General features: G+C 42.1%; 20 protein-coding genes. 4 read left to right on the top strand and 16 right to left on the bottom strand.

Features of this window, described 5'->3' with window-relative positions; translation table 11 throughout:
* Nucleotides 1-28: 28 nt before the first annotated feature.
* The gene (locus ABTV07_RS04125; RefSeq protein ID WP_433747865.1) at nucleotides 29-1,426 is read right to left on the bottom strand and encodes an aldehyde dehydrogenase family protein; all 1,398 of its coding nucleotides are present in this window, start codon (nucleotides 1,424-1,426) and stop codon (nucleotides 29-31) included.
* Nucleotides 1,419-2,915: a phytoene desaturase family protein gene (locus tag ABTV07_RS04120; protein WP_433747862.1), complete on the bottom strand. Its 1,497-nt coding sequence runs from the start codon at nucleotides 2,913-2,915 to the stop codon at nucleotides 1,419-1,421. The genes ABTV07_RS04125 and ABTV07_RS04120 overlap by 8 nt, the downstream gene beginning before the upstream one ends.
* Before the next feature lie 525 nt (nucleotides 2,916-3,440).
* Between ABTV07_RS04120 and ABTV07_RS04115 the strand changes: the two genes are divergently transcribed.
* The 4 genes from ABTV07_RS04115 to ABTV07_RS04100 all read left to right on the top strand — a co-directional run bounded on the left by ABTV07_RS04115 (nucleotide 3,441) and on the right by ABTV07_RS04100 (nucleotide 6,339).
* Complete coding sequence (locus tag ABTV07_RS04115) at nucleotides 3,441-4,031, top strand: class I SAM-dependent methyltransferase (RefSeq protein WP_433747860.1); 591 nt, start codon at nucleotides 3,441-3,443, stop codon at nucleotides 4,029-4,031.
* Nucleotide 4,032: 1 nt separating this feature from the next.
* Nucleotides 4,033-4,719: a response regulator transcription factor gene (locus ABTV07_RS04110; RefSeq protein ID WP_433747857.1), complete on the top strand. Its 687-nt coding sequence runs from the start codon at nucleotides 4,033-4,035 to the stop codon at nucleotides 4,717-4,719.
* Nucleotides 4,716-5,801 carry a sensor histidine kinase gene (locus tag ABTV07_RS04105; RefSeq protein WP_433747854.1) on the top strand — a complete coding sequence of 362 codons (1,086 nt, stop codon included), beginning with the start codon at nucleotides 4,716-4,718 and terminating at the stop codon, nucleotides 5,799-5,801. The genes ABTV07_RS04110 and ABTV07_RS04105 overlap by 4 nt, the downstream gene beginning before the upstream one ends.
* 256 nt (nucleotides 5,802-6,057) lie before the next feature.
* Nucleotides 6,058-6,339, top strand: coding sequence for a hypothetical protein (locus ABTV07_RS04100; protein ID WP_433747852.1), 282 nt, complete (start codon nucleotides 6,058-6,060; stop codon nucleotides 6,337-6,339).
* A 162-nt stretch (nucleotides 6,340-6,501) separates the two neighbouring features.
* On the opposite strand, the gene ABTV07_RS04095 is transcribed toward ABTV07_RS04100, so the two are convergent.
* The 14 genes from ABTV07_RS04095 to ABTV07_RS04030 all read right to left on the bottom strand — a co-directional run bounded on the left by ABTV07_RS04095 (nucleotide 6,502) and on the right by ABTV07_RS04030 (nucleotide 24,164).
* A complete protein-coding gene (locus ABTV07_RS04095) occupies nucleotides 6,502-6,684 on the bottom strand; it encodes a hypothetical protein (RefSeq protein WP_433747849.1) in 183 nt (60 codons plus the stop codon).
* Between the two features lie 24 nt (nucleotides 6,685-6,708).
* Entirely contained in the window at nucleotides 6,709-8,190 is a 1,482-nt protein-coding gene (locus ABTV07_RS04090) for a phytoene desaturase family protein (protein WP_433747846.1), read from the bottom strand.
* A 228-nt stretch (nucleotides 8,191-8,418) separates the two neighbouring features.
* Nucleotides 8,419-10,893, bottom strand: a complete 2,475-nt coding sequence (locus ABTV07_RS04085) for a DUF2357 domain-containing protein (protein ID WP_433747844.1) — start codon at nucleotides 10,891-10,893, stop codon at nucleotides 8,419-8,421.
* Nucleotides 10,893-13,433 (bottom strand): MrcB family domain-containing protein, encoded by a 2,541-nt coding sequence (locus tag ABTV07_RS04080; RefSeq protein ID WP_433747841.1) that lies wholly within the window; start codon nucleotides 13,431-13,433, stop codon nucleotides 10,893-10,895. Before ABTV07_RS04080 ends, ABTV07_RS04085 begins: the two co-directional genes overlap by 1 nt.
* Nucleotides 13,434-13,831: 398 nt before the next feature.
* On the bottom strand, nucleotides 13,832-14,950 hold the full coding sequence (locus ABTV07_RS04075; RefSeq protein ID WP_433747838.1) for a hypothetical protein: 1,119 nt from the start codon (nucleotides 14,948-14,950) through the stop codon (nucleotides 13,832-13,834).
* The gene (locus tag ABTV07_RS04070) at nucleotides 14,940-15,788 is read right to left on the bottom strand and encodes a hypothetical protein (protein ID WP_433747835.1); all 849 of its coding nucleotides are present in this window, start codon (nucleotides 15,786-15,788) and stop codon (nucleotides 14,940-14,942) included. Before ABTV07_RS04070 ends, ABTV07_RS04075 begins: the two co-directional genes overlap by 11 nt.
* A 3-nt stretch (nucleotides 15,789-15,791) precedes the next feature.
* On the bottom strand, nucleotides 15,792-17,723 hold the full coding sequence (locus ABTV07_RS04065; RefSeq protein ID WP_433747833.1) for a hypothetical protein: 1,932 nt from the start codon (nucleotides 17,721-17,723) through the stop codon (nucleotides 15,792-15,794).
* Between the two features lie 295 nt (nucleotides 17,724-18,018).
* Nucleotides 18,019-19,110 (bottom strand): ABC transporter permease, encoded by a 1,092-nt coding sequence (locus ABTV07_RS04060; protein ID WP_433747830.1) that lies wholly within the window; start codon nucleotides 19,108-19,110, stop codon nucleotides 18,019-18,021.
* Entirely contained in the window at nucleotides 19,107-20,033 is a 927-nt protein-coding gene (locus tag ABTV07_RS04055; protein WP_433747827.1) for an ABC transporter ATP-binding protein, read from the bottom strand. The genes ABTV07_RS04060 and ABTV07_RS04055 overlap by 4 nt, the downstream gene beginning before the upstream one ends.
* Nucleotides 20,034-20,230: 197 nt before the next feature.
* Nucleotides 20,231-20,614 (bottom strand): hypothetical protein, encoded by a 384-nt coding sequence (locus tag ABTV07_RS04050; RefSeq protein WP_433747824.1) that lies wholly within the window; start codon nucleotides 20,612-20,614, stop codon nucleotides 20,231-20,233.
* A 139-nt stretch (nucleotides 20,615-20,753) separates the two neighbouring features.
* The gene (locus ABTV07_RS04045) at nucleotides 20,754-21,374 is read right to left on the bottom strand and encodes a TetR/AcrR family transcriptional regulator (protein WP_433747821.1); all 621 of its coding nucleotides are present in this window, start codon (nucleotides 21,372-21,374) and stop codon (nucleotides 20,754-20,756) included.
* Complete coding sequence (locus tag ABTV07_RS04040) at nucleotides 21,328-22,602, bottom strand: MFS transporter (RefSeq protein ID WP_433747818.1); 1,275 nt, start codon at nucleotides 22,600-22,602, stop codon at nucleotides 21,328-21,330. Before ABTV07_RS04040 ends, ABTV07_RS04045 begins: the two co-directional genes overlap by 47 nt.
* Nucleotides 22,603-22,742: 140 nt before the next feature.
* Nucleotides 22,743-23,171: a DUF6526 family protein gene (locus ABTV07_RS04035; protein WP_433747816.1), complete on the bottom strand. Its 429-nt coding sequence runs from the start codon at nucleotides 23,169-23,171 to the stop codon at nucleotides 22,743-22,745.
* Nucleotides 23,172-23,330: 159 nt separating this feature from the next.
* Entirely contained in the window at nucleotides 23,331-24,164 is an 834-nt protein-coding gene (locus ABTV07_RS04030; RefSeq protein WP_433747815.1) for an STAS domain-containing protein, read from the bottom strand.
* Nucleotides 24,165-24,284: the final 120 nt, after the last annotated feature.

Here is a 24,284-nt window from a genome sequence, read left to right as displayed (position 1 = left end):
CGCAACAAATTTTGAGAAAAGAGCCTGATTAAAATAGCCACTTTCTTATCTTTTTCAATACTTTCAAATTTTGATCCGAATACGGCGGGTACTTTTGCTGAAGATGAAGGTAGTGATACGCTCTGAAATCGGTTTTCTCGTAGCTGAAAGCGAGAAAACCAGCCTTCCCGTGGTAAGCACCGTATCCGCTTCTCCCCTTCCCTCCAAATGCGATATAGGGACTCGCGGCATGGTGGATCACCTGATTGACGCTGATGGTTGGTGAATGCATGTGCTCCTTGAACAGAAGGATCTCGTCCCTGTCTTTGCTGAAAATATACCCTGTAAGCGCATCACGCTGGATCATCAGGCTGGACAATAATGTGTCAAAATCCCTAAAGGGAATGACAGGCAATACCGGTCCGAATATCTCTTCCTGCAAGATCGGGCTTCCCTGTTCAATATCCGTCACCACAGACGGGGCGATGAACAAATGGCTTCGATCATATGTACCTCCATGCTGGACTTTCCCCTGCCCCATCAACCCGACCACCTTCTGAAAATGGGCTTCGTGGCAAATGCGGCCATAATCTTTGCTTTCCTGCGGTCTATCCCCGTAGAAAGCGAGAATCGAAGCAGAAAGTTCAGTCAGCGTTTTTTCATAAATGGACTGATGAACAAAAAGGGTGTCCGGTGCAATACAGGTTTGCCCTGCATTAAGGAATTTCCCCCAGACGATTTCCCTGATGGCTGCTTTTGAAAAGCCTGTTTCACCGATGACACAGGGGTTTTTCCCGCCGAGCTCCAGGATCACCGGGGTGAGCTGTTTGGCTGCCTGCTCCGCCACTATCTTTCCTGTTTGCCCGCTTCCTGTGAAGAAAATCAGGTCAAAAGAGCTTGAGGTCAAAAAACTCGCGGTCTGTGCGTCACCTGTCACAACGTGTAATTGTTCGATAGAAAAGGTGTGATTAATGACTTCTTTCAGCAGCTGCGCCGTTGCCGGTGCATGCTCGGAAGGCTTGATCACACAACGGTTTCCGGCGGCGATGGCACCGATTGCCGGCATCAATGTAAGCTGGAGGGGATAATTCCATGAACCGATGATGAGTACACTCCCGTATGGATGCCTCTTCCGATTGACCCTTTCGACATATCCCATTTTCAGATGATGGGACGTAGTCGGCCGGCTCCATTTTCCTAGATGCTTGCAGACAAAATCGATTTCATTTAAAAGAACAGCAAATTCAGATGAAAAGGCTTCGAATGCAGGCTTCCCTAAATCGGAATGAAGAGCTTCCATGAAGGCCCCTTCATTCTCCAAAAGGACCGATTTCAACTGATGAAGCAGTTTGATGCGTGCTTCTTTTGAAGACAGCCCTGAGGAAAATAGATCCTCCCTCTGTTTGACCGGCAATGCCTCTAGAAAAGCACGATCATCTTCAGGCATGGGATGTATCCCTCTCAACAATTTTCTCGCCTACAAGCTGGCCGCTTAAGGTAACCATTGGCATTCCGCCGCCCGGGTTCACCGTCCCCCCGACAAAATAGAGGTTGTCATACTTCTCACTCTGTTTCGGATGCTTGAACCCTTTATTCTTCTTTTTGTCTGACACGGTCCCATAAATCGCCCCGCGGTCGGAGCCATACGTGCGCCTGATGTCTTCCGGTGTCCACATATCCCTAGTGACAAGATTGTCGCGCAAGCCATCGAGGCCCATTCTCTCCAATTTGATCAGGACCCGCTCAGCGAATTGTTCATATTCCTCCTGCGTATACGGATTTTCATCCCGGATGAAAGGAATATGAGGCAGCACCTTGATATTTTCATGTCCTGCAGGCGCCTGTGTAGGATCGGTCTTATTGACATTGACCAGATAGATGACCGGGTCTTCCGGCAGTTCACGTCGGTGGAAAATCGATTGCATTTGCTCTTTCATATTTTCTGCGAAAAAGAAATTATGATGGCGCAGCTGAGGGTAGCTCTTCTTCACGCCAAGATGCATCACGAGACCGGAACTGGCTGGTTCGAATTTCTTTTTTAATTTTTTAATATAATGGCTGTCTTCCTCCAGCAACCGCTCGTAAACCGGTATGACTTCCATATTGGAAACATAGTAGTCTGCCGTAATCCGTGTCCCGTCTTCCAAAAGGGCTCCGGTAATCTCGCCATCCTTCTTTTCAAGTTTGACGATTGGCTTTCCAAGGTGGAAAGTAACCCCCACTTCTTCAGCCAGCTTCACAAGGCCGTCCGCGAGCTTGTGCAAACCACCGGGAACATACCATACCCCCTGCTCATGCTGCATGTAAATCATCATATTCATCACGGCTGGCGCATCGTAAGGGGAAGAACCCACGTACTTGATAAAATAGGAAAGCATATCGCGGAACTGCTCATTACTGATCCGCTTATCGAGGGACCTATGCACCGTCGAAAACAAATCAAAGTTCTTCAATGCAGTGAACAGACTCGTATGTTTCATCATTTCTCTCGTCGAATCCACACCATGCTTAAATAACGTTTTATCCGTCATATCATATAGCGTTTTCGAATAATCCAGCAGACTTTGATATTCACGGATGTCCTTTTCACTGAGAGATTCGTTCTTCTCCAGCATGTCGTTCAGATCTTCATATAAATCTATGATATTCCCATCTGGGAAAAAAGAGCGCCATTGATGATCGAGCTTTTCAATCTGGACATAATCCTTCATGGATTTTCCACTGGCCGCAAACAATCTTTCAAAAATATGCGGCATCGTCAGGATGGAGGGACCCAGATCAAAACCAAAGCCATCTTGGTCAAGACGGTTCAACTTTCCTCCAATGTGATTGTTTTTTTCATATAAGGAGACATCATATCCCGCCTGTGCAAGTGAAATGGCAGCCGACACTCCGCCAAGTCCGCCTCCAATAATAAGTACCGTTTTATTTTTCAATGGTTACTGTCCCTCCTGTTTCGAAATCTTGCTATGAATTTGCTCTGAAATTTTTTCCAATGCATCAAGTCTATACCCTTTGCACTTATCTTATACCCTCGATCGCTCTAAAAGGAACAGATGAATGTGCTGGGGTCATGATTCAATATGCAGGAGATTAAGAGACTGCTTTTAAGTATAAAGAGATTCAGATACTATCTAATATTCCACAACATACTGGCATAACCCTTCTTTATGGGACATAGGGACAGGTTCCTTGTCCCACCACCAGCAGCTACCTTATCCATAAATCCCACCTTCATCAAAACCCTCCCCAATTGTGGACTGGAGACCATTGGGACAAGGAACCTGTCCCCGCATCCCACATCTCCTTGGAACTGCACTTCTCCCCACTCCGCTCCGGGACACCAACACTGTCCCCCCGTCCCACATTTTCTTAAGAATTCTTAAGGTTTTTCTTCGTGGTTCCTTTATGTTTTGGGTCTATTGTTACCTTTGTACTCAAAACGAAGGAGTGAATAGGATTTGAAATCGATCAAGTTTTTTCTTCAATATATCTTTAGTCCAAGGAAGGTTGGCGCGGTTTTGCCAAGTTCCGGCTTCCTGGCTGATAAAATGATTGAATCGGTTGAATTCCATTCTGCGCGCTATATTGTAGAATATGGAGTGGGGACGGGCGTCTTCACGGATAAAATCATTCAATTCAGAAACCCCCGAACCATCGTCATGCTGTTTGAGAGCAATAAGGTGTTTTACCAATCTTTAAAAGAACGATATAAAAGGGAAGCTAACCTTATCATCATTAACGATTCAGCAGAAAACATAGATAAATATTTGGAGAAATACAGGATCCCTTATCTTGACTATGTAATCTCTGGTCTGCCATTTGCCAGTTTGCCGACTGAGGTCTCGAATGTTATTTTAAATAAAACCAGGAAGCTACTGAAAGACGGAGGCTCGTTTATTACTTTTCAATATTCCCTTTTGAAAGTTTCTCTTTTTGACCAATATTTTGAGCACATTGATATTCAGCGGGAATACCGCAATTTCCCTCCTGCCTTTGTGCTAAGCTGCCAGAACAATAGAATTTCAACCCAGTGGAAAAGGTGTGAATAGATTGAGCACGAAAATTTTGATTGTGGATGACGATCCGGATATCCGAAACCTGATTGCGATTTATTTAGAAAATGAAGGCATGGAGACCCAAAAGGCGGAGGATGCAGCAGAAGCATTGACGCTGCTGGAACTCGAGGACTTTGACCTCATCATTTTAGACATCATGATGCCGAAAATGGATGGGATTGAAGCCTGTCTGAAGATCAGGGAAGAACGGCATATGCCCATCATCATGCTGTCGGCGAGATCAGAGGATATGAATAAAATCCATGGGCTGGCTTCTGGTGCCGATGATTATATGACCAAGCCCTTCAACCCTTTGGAGCTTATTGCCCGAATCAAGTCTCATCTTAGGCGGTATAAAAAATATAATACAGAAGTTGAAGCCGACAAAAGCGTAATTGAAATCGGCGCGCTAAAAATAAACACGGATACCCGCCAGGTCTGGACTGGGAAAAAAGAAGTCAGGCTCACACCGAAGGAATTCGATATCCTTGAACTGCTTGCCCGAAATAAGGGAATCGTGTTAAGTGTCAGCAAAATATACGAAGCCGTTTGGAAAGAGGACTTTTTCAAGTCGGATAATAACGTGATGGTGCATATCACTAAAATCCGGGACAAAATCGAAGAGGATCCAAAGCGTCCCATTTATATCAAAACGGTATGGGGAGTCGGCTATAAAATATGAAATGGAACTGGTTTAAGAACTCACTACTAGTCAAGCTCCTCGCAGCAGTAGCATTCAGTTTCCTTGTATCAATCGTCGTCATGGCCGTCATCTCCCAAATCATTTTGCATCTCTACAATGTGCAATTTCTGACGGAAGAAATCGGCGTAACCACTTACAATATGCTGGTATTTTTAATCTTTTCTGTCGTGATTCTTTCCTTTATACTCACGTTTCTCGCCATCACCCGGAACAAGCTGCTCTATATCAAACATATCACAGAGAGCATCAACCAAATCGCCAATGGAAAATTGGGATGGACGATCGATCGGAAAGGAAATGATGAATTAAGCAGGCTTGCAGAAAATATCAATAGCATGTCCAAAGAGCTGGCCGATAAATTCGAATACGAACGGCAGCTGGAACTGGCCAAGAATGAACTCATCACCAACGTATCGCATGATCTGCGTTCGCCTCTGACCTCCATCATCGGCTATTTGGACTTGCTGCGAAGAGGCGAATACTCCGGCCAAGATCAGTTGAATGACTATCTCGATACGTCCTATGCCAAATCAAAACGCCTGGAAACCTTAATCAATGAGCTGTTTGAATATACCCGGTTATCAAGTCCTGATGTCAAATTAGACTTCACGGAAGTAAACTTGAACGATCTAGTCGACCAGTTAATCGGGGAATACGTCCCCATGTTTGAAAAACAAAACCTATCCATTCGAAAGACCATGCCTGATTATGAAATTCCAGTGGTAATGGATGTCGAGAAAATGATTCGTGTCTACGAAAACCTCCTGATGAATGCGATCAAATACAGTTTAAAACCGTCTGAAATCCATCTCACTCTGGAAACCGACGGATCCAGGGCGGTCATGAAAATATCAAACCGGGTCGAATCCCCTCCTGAGGATTCGATGGATAAACTATTTGAACGTTTTTATATAGGCGATAAAGCAAGAAGGACCAACCAAGGAACAGGCCTCGGACTAGCCATCTCCAAACGAATCATTGAACTGCACGGCGGAAACATCCGTGCAGACTATCATGACGGATGGATCACCTTCGTCATAGAACACAGCTACGGGACATAGGGACAGGTTCCTTGTCCCTCCACCAGCAGCTGCCTTTTCCATACATCCTACCTTCATCAAAAACCTTCCCATTTATGGACTGGAGACCATTGGGACAAGGAACCTGTCCTCTCATCCCGCACGCATCCCGCTGAACTGCCCCTCTCCACTCCACTCTCAGACAGCAACCCTGTCCCTTCATCCCATATATTGAAAGCTGGCCAAGGTAGTCTAAAAAAAACCAATCCTTTATAATGATATAAAGGAGGTGAATTAAATGGAAAAGCAAATTATTAAGATGTTGACTGAAATCCAAAGCGAAATGAAGGAGTTTCGAAGCGAGTTAGCCGAGACTCGTAGTGAGTTAAAGGAAACTCGTACTGATGTCAAAGACATTAAAAATACAGTCCACCGAATTGAAACCGCACAAACAGAAGATGTCATAGCCATGTTAAAAGTAACAAGCAAAAATTCCGAATCTGATTTTCATTACTTGAACACAAGAATAACCAATATTGATAAACGTGTATTCAACCTAGAAAGCAGAGCAGACCGTTAATCGTCATTACAGGAAATAACGGTGCTGGCGATTAACGTATTCCCACAGTTCCACCCCCAACACGACCCACAATATATTTCTCCTTTCATTTAAAGTTTTTCATACTAAAAAAACCAAAAACAGAGCCAGCACCCCTGCTGCAAAACCACAGGGAGACTGGCTTTATTTGGGACATAGGGACAGGTTCCTTGTCCCACCACCAGCAGCTGCCGCTTCCATACATCCTACCTTCATCAAAACCCTTCCCATTTGTGGACTGAATCCCATTGGGACAAGGAACCTGCCCCCGCATCCCACATCTTCTCGGAACTGCACCTCTCCCCTCTCCACTCCGTTCTGGGACACCAACACTGTCCCCCCGTCCCACCTTCATTTATAGTCCTTCATAATACTCCTGGCTGCATAATAGCCGCTGAGAGCCGAAGATAGTGTTCCCGGTCCCGGAAAGACCTGTTCGCCTACAATGTACAGCTGCGGCAGTGAAGACCGGACACTTTTCGGTTTGGTGATGGCATTTCGAACGGTCAGCGGATAGCCCCCAACTGCCCTTTTTCCGATATAGCGCTCATAGGTCAGGGGAGTGCCGGCTTCTGCAAACAGCAGGTTCTCTTTTACAGGGATGACCTTCTCGATCTCCGTGAGAATCTCTTCTGTCACCTGCTCTTTGATCCGCTTGTACTCATCCTCTGTATATTTCGACCATCCCTCTAATTCAGTATGCAGCGAGACCGTCATCATCACTTCCCCTTCAACCAATTCACCTTTTCGATCAACAGAATGATTGAAGGTGACATAAATAGGTCCATGGGTGTTCGAACTAAGAGAGGGAGAATCCAGACTCGGGACGATTTGATAAGCGAAAGGGAATTTCCTTTCCTTTAACGACTCTCTCAACCCTTCTTTAGACAAAATGGCATCGACCCTAAAGGCTCCCCAGGAAAACTCGTCCTCGCTCTCATAGCTCGTTCCCTCCCCAAAGGAGATGCCAGAATTGTTGATAACAAAATCGAAGGAAGAATTACATTTGCGACTGGACACATTCCATTGTTTCCGGCTTTTATCATATAAAAGGCTTTCAAGCGGAGACACTTTCAATATCTCGCCGCCGAGCTCTTTAATGCGATTGGCCAGTGCTTTTGCCAGCTGGCCCATCCCATTTTCGATAAAAAAACTTCCTCTCCGATAAATCGTCAGAGCGAGACTGGATGGAAGCAAGGCTGCCTCCGTGACATCCGTCTGTACAGCGTCAAGAAGCTGGGCATTCAATAGTTGACGCAGTGGTTCATACGATTCAAGATGATATTTCCTCATGAGATCTTCAACTGTATACAATGCATACCGTGCCAAGCGGGCCATGGATCTTGGATGCTTTACAGCGTGAAGAGGCAAGCTTCCCAAGTCATGTCGTTTTCTGACAGGCAAAGAAACCCTGCTTTCTGTCACAGCCAATACATCATCACTTATACGTTGAAGAGCTTCCCAGAACCTTGCCACATCCCCGGTTCTCGAATGAAACGCTTCCTTCAGTTTCTGTGCCCACAAGGCTGAACTTTTTACGATTGAAACCTTCCCTTCCGGCAAAATGACATCCATAGGATGAAGCAGTTCTTCTGCGGGCAGATCGATATCCAGTTCCTTCAATAAGGTTCTCAACAAGCCATTTTCCTCCAAACCAAACGCAATCGTCGCACCTGTCGGAAACTTCCGACCCTTCCGAACATACCACCCCGCTGAACCTCCAACAGTCGTGGCCTTCTCAAGGACCGTCACCTTATACCCTTCTTTCGCTAAATAGGCCCCAGCCATCAATCCGCCCACACCCGCACCAACAATACAAACAGACTTAGACAAAGGATCACCTCCGCTCCTTGCTTCCCGCAATCAATGTTCGTTGTAGTTGCCATCATTATACCCTTCATAGACCAGAGATAATAAAAATGGAGGTGCTGCGATGTGCTGTGGGACATAGGGACAGGGTCCTCGTCCCGCCGCTTCCCTGGCCGCCATCGTTCACTGGGACACCATACCTGTCCCCCCGTCCCAGAACAAAAAAAGATACCTTTCCAATTAGAAAGATACCTACCTAAAAACCGCTTCCCGTATCACTTTAAACGCCTGGGTAGGCTGCTTCTGCAAAATCTCAAACGGGATGCTATCTATCATTTCATCATGCTGCATGATTTCGATTTGTTCATTTTGTGCATTCAATAACACTTCCACATGCCCAATTTGATACGCTTGTATTTTCCGGGCAAAATCCACTGCCGTATCATCCAAGCTTGTTCTCACTCGACTATTAAGCCTTCTCAACATCCGCCAAAGCTTGATCTCTTCCCCAGATTTCATAAACAGTTCTGGAAGCTCCTCTGCCTGCTCCAGCAGGGACAATGTGGTGACCAAATGTGATTGAATGCCATATCCAACTGGATGAATAGCTTTCTTCAACAGCATCCAGCTCTCAATTTCAAATCTTACTTTTCCCTCTAAAACTTTCACATCCTGAACTCTTCCATAAAACTGGATGCCATTTTCTGCTCGCGTCTCTTTACTTACTTCTGATGTTACATACAATGCAGCATAAACACTTTTTTGCCAGTCTTTTCGAAGGCCAACAACCTCAATCTCTACGTACTTATTTCTTTTAAATTCCTCATATACCTTAGTATCACTTATCGTTGCAATTAGTACCTTTTCATCCAATGATGAATACCAATGAGTCAGTGCACCCGTTGGCAGAACCCCTTCCTCCTGCAGTTCCTCAGGGTTGCTCTCCACTAAGCGCTCCACTAATTTTTCTACCAACACAGTTGAATTAGGCAAAAAAGGCAGTCCTCCGATATTAACTTCATCAATGCTTTTATAAAAAGGATGCTCAAGATACGCTTGTTCTTCGTGCCATGGAAATAAAATATACGCCCCAAAAGAATAACGCTCGTAGCTGTCTCGCTGATCATGCTTCTTCACCAGTGCATCACGATACCGGTGCATGGTATTAATATCTTCTTCCAACGGTCCGACTTTTTCTGCAGCAGCACCCGTCCCAAAGCCAAAATCAATTCGATACTTGGCATCAAACACATAATGATAATGATTATGCGAATGCTTCTTCTCTACCTCAAGCATAATATCAGGCTTCTGCGTCACAGTAGGCAGCTTCCCTTCTCTCTTTTGAAAAGAAAGAACAATCCGTTCCCCCGTTTGAGGATGTTTAAATACTTGCTTCGCATTCGACGTCTGGTCCAAGTCAACAAACAATGCTCCGTGGCGAATCACGACAACATCTTGATAATCGGCTACATAATTCTTTCGCAAAATCTGCCCCATCTTCAAGTACGTCCAATATTCATAAAGAGTGGCCACATCTTTCACTGACATTTTAAACAACTCGCCTTCTAGTGCCAGTCCTCTTGTTACCACTAAATAAATCTTGTACGCATCTCGATATCCGATCTTACGTTGGATTACCATCGAGGTTACTTTTCGATCGATCGGACTGATACTTTTCCAAAAAGGCTTGTTCACATAAGCTTTCAGCTTCTTCTGCATACCCATTACTTTCCCCAGTAAATCTTCATCAACTTTCCGCTCATATCTGCCAGACTGTCCAGCAGCCTTCTTAGCCAAGTCCGTTAGCTTGTGCATTAGCCGCTCCATCATCCATTTCACAAACCGATTTTCCAAGGTATCGTAGGTAATGGTCTTGCGAGCGTTTAACCCTTTCACTGGAAAAACAGATTGATTATGCAGCACGATTCCTTTATCCGTCTCTATAAATAATTGAGGATTTCGCTGTAAATGTTTTCTGCCTTTACTATCCAGCTTCTTGATCCGCTCGCCTCTTACCATCTGATGCTCCGTTAGCAGCTGATGATGCGGCTGCTCCTCAATGCGTTGAATAGACTTAATAAAGCCATCGAAGTAAAACTCGATCAATCGGTAAAACTCCGTAAGCGAAGGGTTCTCTGACAAGTGATTCGATGCCCCTAAGAAGGTCTTCTTTATAAAATGAAAAGCGAGATTATAAACCTCGTCATTAACCTCTTCAAGAAGTTTCCGATAATCATCTTTATAGCTCAACTTTGTTGGAAAAATTTCAAGCGTAACCTCTAGTAATGTCTTATCCTTATGCTTCACTTGAAAACTCGTAAAACCTACTTCATTCATGAACTGCAAATTCCCCATAAGAATCGGATTCTTCGCTCTTCCTACAGGCTCAACAGCATTTCTTAACCCTGGATGCTCATGATAGAAAGTCAACGCCTTATCCGTCTTCGGAGAAATGACTATTTGATAAACGCCATTCTCAAAGAAAATCGGAGAGTATGAATGCCCCTCTTTACTTTCTAGTGCATCCGTTTCGACATCATACAATCCAACTGATTCTAAATTTTCACCGTTCACTTTGAACCTCATAACCTGCTTCTCGATCACTGAATGCTTTCGATACTGTGATAGATTCTCAAAGCGGGCATTATAAGGCATCCCTTTTATGTATAGCGACAAATCTTCTGTTTCAATGTACAGAAGCTCCTTCGTTTCCGATCTATTCATCATTAACTACCCCAGAAAGAAGTGAAGCCGTCATGCATAATCTTCGGAATCATATTCGCTAGCTTTCTTGCTGATTTAGGAAAACGCCCCTCATCAGCCATCAAATCTACGCCATCGTCTGACCACTCATGGCCCGTACAGAAACGGAATAAGCTCTTTAAAGCCTCTTCTGTTTTAAGGTCGTTGCCTGTTAAACGCGGAAGAACCTTCTGAAGCAGCTGATAATCAAACGCCTCATCAAATGACATCAATTGCCCCTCATTGTTATAAATCATATAAAAACAAACCTCATCTCGAACACGGTAGCCAAAATGCGCTTTAATCGGTTCCAAAATCGTGTTGGCTTCAACTAGCAAACTTGTAACCTCACGAACTAATTCCTCATGGTCAAAAAAAGCATCTTTTAGTTTCACAAATCTTCCAGCCAACTGCTCATTTGAGATCGATATGGCATCCACATCAGAATCATCTCTCAAGAAGCCAAAGTCATCCAGCACAACATCGTTATATTCAATCGTATTCGCCCTGTCTAAAACTTTTGGACTAAACGGGTGTGTCGTTTCATCCATGTTAACCGTTCCAATAATAAAAACATTATTTCTTAACAGCAGCTTGCCAACTTCTACTTCTTCGACCACAGGAGCAGAAACAATTTCTCCATCCTTTTCTTCACGGCTTTCCATCACACTCAATAAATCGCTAAAATAGTATTCTACCCTTGCTAAGTTCATTTCATCTAACAGAACAAAATATGGCTTATCAAGGTTCTCCGGCTTATTCGCTTCGATTAATACTTTTGTAAATGGACCAGGTTGGAACTCGCCTTTAATGTCTCGATACCCAATTAGATCCGAACCGTCGCTCCAGTCAGGGCGAACGGGAATTAAAGCAAACTGTCCATTATCAGCAGTAGCTCCTAAACTTTCAGCAAAGAGCTTCACGATCTTGGTCTTTCCTGTTCCAGAGATTCCGGAAAGGATCACAAAAGGTTTGGTTTTCAGAGACAGATATAAATTAATGATTTCTTTTCGATTGTAGTAGAAGCCTTTGTTTGAAATGTATGAATGGATGTGATCAACCATTTCTTCATCACTTTTATTACTAATTACTTCTGCTTTATCTATGCCTTCATTTTTATACTCTATGTAACGTTCATAGTAAGACATCATTTGCTCCAAATCGTTTATTAAAACTTCTTCAGAAGGGAAAGAATCTCTGTGGTATTCAATATAAGCTGCAGTCGATAAAGCATATCCTTTTGCTTTTGATGACTCTCCTAAATACAAATCATCGTCCTTTTTAACCTTAGGGATCATCTCAATATTTTCACGGATTTCATGTTTTCGTCTCAGCATATCTTCTTGTGAGGTTTCCGTTACCCCTTGAGCTAGAGTAAGATATAGTCTTTTCATATCTTCGCTGAATAAATAAACGATATAATAGCCTCTTTGAGTAGAAGTCGTAATTTCTTTATTCATAATCGCAATCCAAGGAACAGACGCCCAGTTCCCTTGACCCACTGAACCCGTAACGGTATATTGATCATTCAAAAAAAGTAAATTTTTAAATTCTCTCGGGACATTATTCCTTACATAAGCCCCTATCTGATTCCCTCCAAAAGGTTGAATCTTAGCTGAAACATAGTTATTCATAATATATAAAAGTTTTTCATGTATCGACGTATTCACTATTTGGTGCTCCTTTTGCATATTAACTTGAATGTTTGGGCTATAACTGTCATCAATTAATTCTACATACTTAAGCCATTCGAGGAGATTTGTCGTTCTTTCTATAGCAACACTATCCACCATTAAGTTGTCCCCACGTGAATTTCTTACAATTAGTTTCCCTATCACTATCAAGGCTCTCTTTTTCTCTTTGGGGCTATGCTCTTTTAATAACCCTAATAGTTCAAGAGCAATTCTGAAATACTCTTTTTGTAACATAAGTTTTCTTAATAGCTCTTTCTGATTAGAGGATTGATTATATTCTTTAAAGAGTTCTTTATTTTGCTGTTGATTCTGATCCAGAAAACCTAACAACCTTAGGTCTTGCCGTCCTCTTGATTTTATTCGATATTCATTACCTTCAAGTTGTTCGCTTAATTTTTCAGGTTGATAAACACCCGCAATAACCTCCTCTATAAAGGTTATTACTTTATGGATCTGCTCATTAGGCAATTCATCTGTTTTGAACTCTATTAACGAAATCGCTGTCTTTTGTCCCTCTTCCACTACCTTTACAAAAGGAAGCTCTGCAAAAAAAGACATAATAAAAGAAGTTCGCCCTTTTGTTCTCACAAAGTCCTCTTTGGAAGCTACGCGCTTAGAAGCAAATTCATCCCATGCATGCTGTATAAACTCAAAGGGAATTAACTCTAGTGGAGTTGTCTTTTCTCCACGCCGGAACTTCCCCATTGAAGAGTCCGTCTCTACATATATACCTTTATCATCTGTTTTTCTAATGTAATTACTTTTATTTAATGATAAGGTTTCTATCATTTCAGTTCGTTTTGCCAATGCTTTTAAGATTTCTATGATCATAGATGTCTCCTAAAGGTAGTTTTCTATAGTTTAGCAAATTATTTCCAAGTGGTGCATGAATTCTCTAAAAGATCAGCAACCAATTCTACTGTCAGCACATCCGTTTCAACAGCGTAATACCCATTCAGTTCCTCAAGGCATTTTTTTCAGCAGTTTTTGTTATCCTGTTTATTAAGAATTCCGATTGAATATCCTTCTTCTTTTCGATATTTTTTGGTATTTTATCCTGGACCAGTTTGTTTTAGGTTGGCAACACATTAACCACTTAAAATTTGGTAAAATTATTTAAATTTCTACCAATTATGCATTTGCGTTAGTGTCTTAGAGAAATATAAAAATGTTACTCTATAATATGTAAAAAGCCAAACTATCACAGTTTGGCTTGCTACTTTAAAAGATTACTTGTTATACCAAAACCAGGCTGGCTTATTTTTTGATGCTTTACCTCCAACTGGCTTAAATCTAAAGCATACTCCTTCTTCTTCTAAAGGCTTTAGGATGGCTTTTATCCTCTTGTCACCTATTACCCAAATAGATCCCCCTTTGCTACGATTATCGACATATTCTAGTTTATGACTTTTCAAATAGTTTATTAGATTTTCTTTTCCTATAAATTCGTTTTCTTCTTTCTTTTCATGAATCAAAATATCGGGGTCATCTAGATTAGAAACCTCTGTAGCTATAGTGTTACTAAAGTTGTCTTGGTAAGAATATTCAATATCATTTGAATCAGCAGCAATCTCTTTGATTGAATATTCTCTGTCTGTAAAAAGTTGTGAAATATCATAGTAATAGCTTAAATATTCTATAAATAGCTTTTGGAGCTCTTCTTTATGAAGCGTTGGAGACATGATTACTGGGTAGCTTTTATTAAACTCAAAGATAACCCGTCGGCCAACACGTTCATCGTCTCCTAGATCTTCACGACCTTTAATTTTTGTTTTTAATACTCTTGATATATTCAATTCATCAATGATACTTAAAATATTCACCAAGAAATGTTCATTTCTAAAAATTTCGTATTTTATAATATAATTATATAGATCTAGGTTATCAATAATTAATTCGTAATACTTGAGACGGTCTTCCCTATCACTGATATTATCGTCAATGTATTGGGCCGCTAAAATAATTTTATAAATATAGTTCTCCCAGTCAAACTTTTTGAGGACTATGTTTCGAAAAATACTTTCTTTTTCAGCTACTTCAGGATACTCTGTTAAGATAAAATTTTGTTTATGTGTTAATAGTAACGAATGCCAAAACGTCTCATCTAAAAGTAAATCTCTCTCTGAGTTTAAATAATATTTAGAAATGGTTTGAAAAGCAGTTAAAAAGCTCTTTCTTTTATCTTCTTCACTTCCCCGCCCCATATAAATAGGGAAGTCAGGAGCTTCTCGGATATAAACTACCTTATCTGAAAAGTACTCTTCCTTGTCATTTAAATTGCCCTGAAGGAAATCAGTATATAAAGAGGTTGAATTTTTATATCCTTTCTCCAGCAATCTAACTTCCACTCCTAACAACCTCCTCTAATGTCGCTGTGTACCTTTCAATAATGCGATCTGAAATCATATAAATAACTTCATCAATATTGTCCATGTTTAGCTCTGTCACATTTTTCTTCTTCATTAAATTAAATAATTTAAAATCCAGAGAGCCTTCGGGTTCCTGAATCTCATATATATCTACATCACCATCATCACTATTATTAATGATAAATGCTTGAAGTGCTTTAGAAAGTCCAGCATAAATGTATGGGTGGTTTAGCACATTGCTATTTGGAAGACTACTAAACTGGAATTCTGGTCTTCTATAATGTATAACAATAGTTTCCTGTCCCAATTCAACCTTAATATCTGATTTTAAGTTTTCGTTTAATTTTTTCTGAAAGAGATCAAACGGTTTATTAATACTTCCATCAAATACAATAACGTTGGAATATCCTAATAAAGAAAACTTAGGAACAGTTATTTGTTCTCTAAACTGAATGTAAAATTCGCTTAAATCATCATTTTTTATATATGAAATTTCTTCCAAAGCTTGTATGTGTAATTGAATAGATGTTCTTTTTGTAAGAGAGATACGGGTTTTGTGCAGTTTCACAGAACTTTGTGCAGCATTCAATTTAAAAAACTTATTATCCTTAGACTGTATAATGAGAATCAATTGTGCCTTTCCACGAATTATCTGTTCTCTCAAAAATTGTGATTCAATCTCATATGTAAAATGAAAGTGATAATAGTCTGCATTCTCACTGACGTCTACATCTAAATCAAAGAGATTAGATTCATAACTATGAGAAGTGTTAGATAAAACTGGATATGGAAAGTTAGCATCTTTTCGATATATCACTTCTTACACCTCCACATAGTAAACAAACTTTAATGAACGATTAAATGATCTACTTAGATTTAACTGGAGTTGAGCAATTCCATTCCTTATTTGCACATTTTTAATAACGTTTTTTCTATAGGCACACGACTCTCTAGAGTTCATATCTAAAATCCCCTCATAGCTGTTTTGAATCTGAAATTCATCTGCATACTCTACACCCATGCCATCAATAATTGATAATGAAATATCACAAGCATTCTCACCAGCGAATATATCGCTCTGAGAAAAATTAAATTTAATCATTTCCTTATTCTCAAGAATAACTCTCTCTACCATATCAGGATGTGCACTATAACGTTCTTTTCCTTCTTGATTATCATCAATATTTTCATTACTTTTTTGCCTCTTAAGAGGATCTCGTTTTCGGTTGGTGGTGCTGTCTTTGCTGTCTTTGCTGTCTTTGTTATGTTTTTCTTGTGGTCCACGCTTTTCTTTTTGAGACTGTCTTGTAGTCGACTTCACTAAGGATTTATCTTGATTAATCTTCACTGTTCCTAATGAGTTTTCAAGATCTTTTTTAAAGTGTGATTCCACTATATACAGAATATCCTGTGTATCGATTTTTCCATCTGTTGGATTATTTTCTTTTATAGCCTCTTCAATTACCTTTGCAATCTCTTTCGATAGATTATTAATAAATCTGGTGGCTAATCTCTTTAAGTTCCTATCATTAAAATGGTCTTTTGATAGTTTTGTATGAGATTCATTCTCTAAAGACTTTAAATAAGCATCTTCATCGGAACCACCAATCAACAAAGCATTAAACGGTTTTGTTGCATTTGACGCAACTATAAAATCCTCAATCTTCATCCCAATTGTCCTCACAATTGCTACTCTACCTTTTGGAATTCTCTCATCGTACCTAAAATAAAGTTGAAAGTGGAAATCTTTTACTCCATTTGACACTGTAATCTCTTTAGCAGTTGTGTTCAAATATGTATCCACATATAAAGGAGTAAATTCTTTTTTTGCCTCAGTGATGTCCTGGTTGTAGTAGGCTTGATCTTTGACATACTGCAAAATTGTATCTTTATTAATTTTTTTATCATTCACAAGCACTTCCAACTTATTTTTTAGAATGGAGATAAAGAAGCTATCACAAATGCTTTTAACAATTTCATTTTCATCATCATATTCTTCACGAAAATATGGAATTATAATTTTTAAGCCCCTTGTGTCTTTCTTAAAAACTTGATTAAAGCTGTTTTCATATGGATAAAACTTTGAGTTGTTATTTTCCCATTTTACATCTGTAAAGTATCCTGTTGATCTAAAAGCCTTCCCATTATAGAAATGCTCAATCAATTGTACCGTTCCACCTAAATGCTGGTCTCCGTTGGCGTCACAATTCGCAAAGTACATAACATGTAAGTCAGATGCCGCATTAGAAGCTATTTTCCCTATTCCATGAGATCCCCCTCGTGATACTTCCATTTCCTCACGGTCTTCCTCAAAGTGAACACCTTTGTTATAGGCATAGATCCCCCAAGTATCTTTCTTTGATCCACTCTGCCCATTTTTTGCTCCTGTTAATCCACGGGTATTAATATCTTCAAAAGAAATATATTTGACTTCATCTTGGTTAAGTTTGTTCTTCATATGAGTGATAGTTTCATTTGTATATGTATTCCGACCTTCCAGTTTCAGAATACGCTCCCTTACTTCATCAATACCTGGAATATGTACTTTATGAATTGTTCCTGTCTTAACTCTCAATACAACCGGTTCATTATTGTCTATCAAGCGACCATCTAGTGAGTTCTGTAAATTTTCTCGAACTAATCCACTTACCCCCATGTCGTAAAATCGTTCTAATGATTTATTAAAATTAGATTCTTCAATATTAGGAATCGGAGAGAACTTCCATTTTCCTTGTGTGAGAACTTGTGACATTGTGTTGGTCTCCTTTTCATAATTTAATTTCTGATATTGCATTGTCCAATAAAACCGTGGATTTACTGAAAAAATAGTTTAAATATACTTAAACGACCAGCATAATAATGCTTAACACTTACTATTTTACCATGTATATCCATATTTAAAATATATGGTTGTAAAATAGATGGAACTATTAAAACAATTTTTTATTGTAAAGATAAAAAAGACCGCAAATAGCGGTCTTTTTATAACTGTTCAAGTTTTAAATTCATTTTTGTAGTGATATTAGAAGTTTTCTTTCGTTATTATTTCACTCCCACCGAAACACCCAACTAGCCAGTGCAAACCCACCTACTAGCCAGACTGCCAGTATCAGTGTATCGGTTCCCAAATCGAGAAACGGTGTTCCGAGGTTCATGGTTTCCCTGAGGGCAGAGCTCAGGTGGGCGATTGGGAGTACCTTGACGATGGGCTGGATGAGGTCCGGCATGTTGCTTACGGGGAAGAAGACTCCGCCGAGGAACAGCATCGGGAATGTGACGAATCCAGCGATCGGGCCGGCGCTCTCCGGGTTTTTGGCCAGCCCTGCGATGATGAAGCCCAGGGACATGAACGCCAATGTGCCGAGAATGATGAAGAAAATCAAGGCTGCCCAGGAGCCGGCGACGTTGATGCCAAAGATGAGATTGGCAATGAGGACGACAAGCAGCGCCTGCGTTCCGTTCAGCACGAGCCTTGCTGTGATCTGGGCTGCAATGAACGTCGATGCTTTGAGCCTTGTTCCCTGCATTCGGCGAAGGATTCCCCTCTCACGCCAGGCAGCGATTTGTCCCGCGACTCCGTTCATGTTGTTATTCATGATCATCATGGCGACGATTCCCGGGACAAGGAAATCGACATATCGGATATTGATGGCTTCGATGCCGACTTTTTGAATCGTCACGGCAGGCTTATATCCTGCCAGGTGCTTGCTGTATTGATCGACGATCCCGTTCACGACGGTGAGGCCGAGTTGGGCGGTCGTCAGGTTTTTCTCATTGTAATAGACAGGAAGGGCGAATTCCTTTCCTTCACTCTTCACGTTATCCCCGTAGCCTTTCGGGATTTCGATGAGAAGCTGGATGTCCCCGTTTTTGACGGCTTTTTTCCCAGCTTTGGTATTGTCATAGTTGACCAGTTTAATTCCGTCATTTTTCTTAAATAATGCCTTTAAATCCTTGGATTGTGCCGTTTGATCCTTATCGATCAGTCCTGCATCCAAGCTGAGGGAATCGTCTCCCCCGGCAAAGGATCCAAGGGCCACCATCAGGATGATCGGGAACAGCAATGTGAAGAATAGGACTTGTTTGTTGCGTGAAAAAATCCGTAGTTGGGCGAGTGTCAGCTGCCAGTAGCCTCTCATGATTCACGCAGCCTCCTTCCTGTCATGTGAATGAACACATCTTCCAATGTCGCCTGCCTTGTCTGCAGGTCTTCAATTTTAATTTCCCGCTCGGACGCCACTTCGATGAGCGAAGTCAAGGCGAGCTGCAGGTCATCCGTATACAGCTGGACAAAGGCGTCCTTGACGGCTGCTTCCTTCACCCCGTCCATCCGCTCGAACCATTCCGGCTCCGGCGGGTTGTTCAGATGGAATTCGATTGTGCTTGCCGACTGCAAGGTTTTCACCAGGTTCTGCGGCGTGTCGAGGGCAATCAACTCCCCCTGGTCCATGATGCCGATGCGGTCGCAGAGCACATGGGCTTCATCCATGTAATGAGTCGAAAGGATGACGGTCTTCCCGCGCTCCTTCAACCGTAGGACAATGTCCCACAGCGTCCGTCTTGCTTGGGGATCGAGCCCCGTCGTCGGTTCATCGAGGAACACGATGTTCGGGTCGTGGATCAGTGCGAGTGCAATCGCAAGCCGCTGCTTCTGTCCGCCGGATAATCCCTTGATCCGTCCTTTCCTCTTCTCGGTCAAGAGCATGTCGCCGATCAATTCATCGATATCGACATGGCTCGGGTAGAAGCTCGCATACAGACGGAGGATCTCCTCCACCTTCAACAGTTCGAACAATGAAGTCGACTGAAGCTGCACCCCGATGACCTCTTTCACTTGATTCACGTTCTTCCGTACATCGTAGCCTGACAATACGGCCGTCCCTTCATCCGGCTTGCGGAGTCCGACAAGCATCTCGATCGTTGTCGTCTTCCCGGCCCCGTTCGGACCGAGGAGCCCGAAGATCTCGCCTTTTTCCACTTGAAAATGGACGCCCTTCACTGCCGTAAAGGAGCCATATCGTTTCACCAAACCTTGTACATCTACCATGATTTCATTCGGCATAATGAGCCTCCTTATTGGTGCCTGACCCCCGGTGCGGTAAAGCGTTTATGTATTGGGGGGCAGGTCCTGTTGTTTATTTTCAACAAAAGAAGCAGCTGGTCGAAAGCTGCTTCTGCTTCTCTTTGCATATTCGGCAAAGAATCGTTTATTCCTTCACATTAATGTGTAAGTTGACTGGGTCTAGCCCCATTTTCGTCCTATGGATGTGTTCTCTCGTATTCTTCAAAAAATCGCTTTACCTCTTCTTTATCGGATGATAGAAAAAGAGGATGTTTATACCCTTCTTTGTATCCTTTATAGGCGCTAAAGTTAAAGACCCCAATAACCGGGTATTCCGGAAGTGCTGGTAAAGGAATCCCATACTCCTTTGCCTCATGTGATGACACCACACCCGATTCGCCTAGAGAAGCATACACCCGAAACTCATTTTCTAAATCCTGATAAATTTCATCTTCATTAACGTCAGCAAAAGCAACACTATCATAAATAATATAAAGTTCTAGGTCTTCAGTGTAGCTGGGCTTTTTCTCTTCGGGTTCTTTAAGGCTGCTTTTTCCGAATAACTTGCTGAAAAGTGTCATTGAGCGGTCTCCTTTCGTTTATGGGTGCCTGACCCCCCGATGCGGTAAAGCGTCTATGTACCGAGGGGGTTTTATCAACAAAGAAGCACCTTGTCGAAAGCTGCTTCTGCTTCTACTTGCATATTCGGCATAAAACGATTTATTCCTTCAAATCGAGGGACCATTTTAGATGCTCGATCAATAGTTCCGTCTGTTCTTTCAATTGAATCGTCTCGGAACCTAGTATGGCGTGGTCGATGGCCATCCCATCGATATGCGAGATAATGGACTTTGCAATGACACCGGAATCGAAACGTGGTGAAAACTCTCCTGCTTTTACTCCTTCTTCAATAATCCTTTGGGTTATCATATAACCTTTTTGAAACCGTTGCTTCGCGTGGTCCTGCCTTCTTTTTTCGTTTCTGCCCGTAATGAAATACTCCAGCTTTGAAGGTGTGAGCGGATCCATTTTATCATTCGGCTGTTTTTCATCCCCCAAGAATGTCGCGAGCAGCGCATTCCAGCAGGAGCCTTGCTGCTGGATGAAATTTTCCACAGAGCCATTGATAACTTCATCCTGCTTCTCCTCGATCAATGCTTCAAACAAATCTTCTTTATTAGAGAAATATTGATACAAACCGCCCCTGCTGACTTCTGCTGCATCCATGACATGCTTCATGGTCGCTTTTTCAAACCCGTGCTCGATGAATACTTCTTCTGCCGCTTTCAATAGATTAATGCGGCGCTGCTGTTTGTGTGCTGGACTGACTTTCGGTGACAATTGCCTCCCCCTCTTCTACGTTCTTTCTTACGATGATGGATATGATAAATAGGATGATTAATAGGGAGCTCGTGACCAAAAAGGAAGGAATGATTCCGATGATGGTGGCAAGCCCTCCTCCTGCCAGCGGCCCGATGATCGTTGCAGTCTGGGTCGTGCTGCTGATGACGCCAAAGACCCTTCCCGTCATATGGACCGGCGTCTTCTCCTGTGCGGCCGCCTGGAATGGGATGAATACCAATCCCGCAGCGACGCCGACGAACAGTCCGAGGATTGGCCCCCAAATCAAGGACATCGGCGTATCATAATTCGTCAGGACTGCCATGGATCCGAACCCAAGACCGATTCCCAATACACCAAAGCACATGTAGACGAACTCGTTGTAAACCGGTTTTTTCGAAAGAAAGAATCCTGTCAAAAGCATCCCAATCCCCGAGCAGGCAACCGCGTAGCCAAAAAGATCAGGTGATACGTTCGTCAGATTACGAAGCAAAATGATGATTTGCGAATCTGACATTTGCAGAATCAATAAGCTGAAGCCGAGCAAAAACAGTCCATACAGTAGGAAGCGGCTTTTCCTGATGAAACTGATTCCCACTTTGATGTCCTCTCTAAAGGAAGACGCGTCCTTCTTCCCGCTTTCTTTCACTGTGACAACTGCCTTCACGGTCTTTGGCAAAAAGAAAATCAATAGTGCAGAAATGAAAAATGTAGCTGCATCGATGAAAAAGACATGGGTCGCTCCCATTGCTGAAACGAGTATTCCGCTGACCATGGGGCCGGCAATCTTCGTCGCAGATTCAATCATTGAGGTAATCGATATCGCTTCTTTAATATTTTCATCTTTGACCATCTCTTTTAACTTCCCGTTTTTTGCCGGGTTAAAAAATGAAGAGAAGATGCCGGTCAGAAACAGAAGTCCGTATACCATCCAAACGTTTGTCGCAAACGTCAATAAGAGAAATAGGCAGCCCCGGATCACATCAGAAGCAATCATCAGCCTTTTCCGTTCAAATCTGTCCGCGATGGTCCCTGTGATCGGTCCCAAGACCGCCATTGGAATGGCCAGGCTCAGGATGACGAGCGACATGTTCATCGGTGTTGCTTCCCATTTTAACCCGACCAGCGTAATGATGGCGACGATGCTGAGCCAATCCCCTAAATTTGAGATGACCTGCGCTGCCATCAACGTCATAAACCCTCTATTTTGCCTCAATGAAGGACTCATTTCTCATTCTCCTTTTTAAAAATGACACAAGTGTCGTTTTGTTAATTTTATTATAGCGACACGGATGTCGGTTTACAAGAAGTTTTTGGAAATATTTTCACCCAAATAAAAAACAGCCATAAAGACTGTTTTTACTTTCATCACACGCGGTAATGATCTGCCCGCCAATTTTGCACGGCTTGTTTAATTTCTTTCGGTCCCAGGTTTTCTGCCAATGTGCGCTCCACAAGTCCTGGCAGCTCTTCCTCCGGCGCAAAGCGTAGTGCGATAATCTGTTTCATGGAGAGCTTCGGATCCAGCGCTTTTCCCGTCAAACGGTAGTAGCGGAAGTTTTCCTCTGCACGAATCACACGGTCCTGAACCTGCAATGGGTACGTCCTTAAACGCACCATCATAAGAAGGAAGGTGAGTGCAGCAAGCAGCACCACGAAGCTGAGGAGTGTCTCGTCCCCAACGTTTTTCACGAAAAAGATGATGGATAAAACGAGTGTCGCAAGCGTCAAAATGGCGATGCCGAAATGAAACATCGGATCAAGCTTACTGTGATTTTCATAGTTTTGCTGTTTCATATGTACCTCCTGAATGGGAATAATTTCATTATATAACGGAAGCCTTTTAAAAGGATATTCTGGTGTTCTTGTGGTTAGAAGCCCAACCTGGCAGTCCGTAATCGGCGGGAAATGTGTAAAAAAAGCCGACAATTTAGCCGGCGACTTACTTTTCCCCTCTTATCCCTTCCCTTTTAGCAAGCTTTGCAAGGCTAATTGCAGATTCGAAGAAATAGATATGTCCGAAACATTAATACCTAATTGAATAATGGTTTGAGCGATCTCTGGGCGAATTCCAGAAAGTGTGGCCTTTATCCCCAGCAGCGAGAGGGCACTCACCACTTTAATGATGTTGTCAGCAACCATCGTATCTACGATTGGGACTCCAGAGAGATCAATGATAATGTGCTCTAAAGATAATTCACTGCCTTTCAATAAAGCTTGATTCATAAGCTCTTGGGCGCGTTGAGTGTCTATGTCTCCAATCAAGGGCAATACCCCGATAGTATCTGATATTTTGATAACCGGGATGGATAACTCTAAAGCAGCTGCTTCAGCTACACGGATCCTCGTATAAAACTTTCGTGTATAAGAGATGCTTAGATAATGTACAGCACGGTCAACTACAGAATCAAAGTCAGAGATTAATTTGTAAAATTGCTCGATTGATAAATCAGATTTCATCGCTTCATCCTTAATAATGTGTCCGATTAAATTGCGATAATCTCTCACTTCATCTATAGCAATCTCTAATGGAAGGTTGTTGTCTACTAAAGTATCAACAGTAATTTCTCCCCATTCTTTTAGTACTGAGAATGTGGCTTCCAACCCACTCTCAATAGATTTTGCGTATATGTTAATTATGTTTTCACGCCACTTTTGTAAATGGCCGTGCAAATTCTCAGGGGTCTGGTGGGAAAGCAGCTGGGTCTTCTGATTAATAAGATTTTGTTTTTCAGAGAGAATTTTATGGGAGATCATTTTATGAAAATCCATAATAACTTGTTCGCTCATCCATCTCACGTTCCTTTGTTAATTTTGATAGTTTTATAATAGCACATGTCAAAATAAGGGACGTAATATAATGAAGCATGGGGACGGTTCATGCGCTTGCTTTCCTCTAAGAAAAGTTGC

The organism is Falsibacillus pallidus, assembly GCF_050990905.1.
Lineage (GTDB): Bacteria > Bacillota > Bacilli > Bacillales > DSM-25281 > Falsibacillus > Falsibacillus pallidus_A.
This window is presented reverse-complemented; position numbering and strand designations above follow the sequence as displayed.

Excerpts from the sequence above, each read along its gene's own strand:
- ABTV07_RS04100 (WP_433747852.1), top strand. The coding sequence starts at position 6,058 with ATGGAAAAGCAAATTATTAAGATGTTGACTGAAATCCAAAGCGAAATG.
- ABTV07_RS04040 (WP_433747818.1), bottom strand. The coding sequence starts at position 22,602 with ATGAGTCCTTCATTGAGGCAAAATAGAGGGTTTATGACGTTGATGGCA.
- ABTV07_RS04125 (WP_433747865.1), bottom strand. The coding sequence starts at position 1,426 with ATGCCTGAAGATGATCGTGCTTTTCTAGAGGCATTGCCGGTCAAACAG.
- ABTV07_RS04060 (WP_433747830.1), bottom strand. The coding sequence starts at position 19,110 with ATGAGAGGCTACTGGCAGCTGACACTCGCCCAACTACGGATTTTTTCA.
- ABTV07_RS04050 (WP_433747824.1), bottom strand. The coding sequence starts at position 20,614 with ATGACACTTTTCAGCAAGTTATTCGGAAAAAGCAGCCTTAAAGAACCC.
- ABTV07_RS04085 (WP_433747844.1), bottom strand. The coding sequence starts at position 10,893 with ATGATGAATAGATCGGAAACGAAGGAGCTTCTGTACATTGAAACAGAA.
- ABTV07_RS04080 (WP_433747841.1), bottom strand. The coding sequence starts at position 13,433 with ATGATCATAGAAATCTTAAAAGCATTGGCAAAACGAACTGAAATGATA.
- ABTV07_RS04035 (WP_433747816.1), bottom strand. The coding sequence starts at position 23,171 with ATGAAACAGCAAAACTATGAAAATCACAGTAAGCTTGATCCGATGTTT.
- ABTV07_RS04055 (WP_433747827.1), bottom strand. The coding sequence starts at position 20,033 with ATGCCGAATGAAATCATGGTAGATGTACAAGGTTTGGTGAAACGATAT.
- ABTV07_RS04065 (WP_433747833.1), bottom strand. The coding sequence starts at position 17,723 with ATGTCACAAGTTCTCACACAAGGAAAATGGAAGTTCTCTCCGATTCCT.
- ABTV07_RS04030 (WP_433747815.1), bottom strand. The coding sequence starts at position 24,164 with ATGAGCGAACAAGTTATTATGGATTTTCATAAAATGATCTCCCATAAA.
- ABTV07_RS04105 (WP_433747854.1), top strand. The coding sequence starts at position 4,716 with ATGAAATGGAACTGGTTTAAGAACTCACTACTAGTCAAGCTCCTCGCA.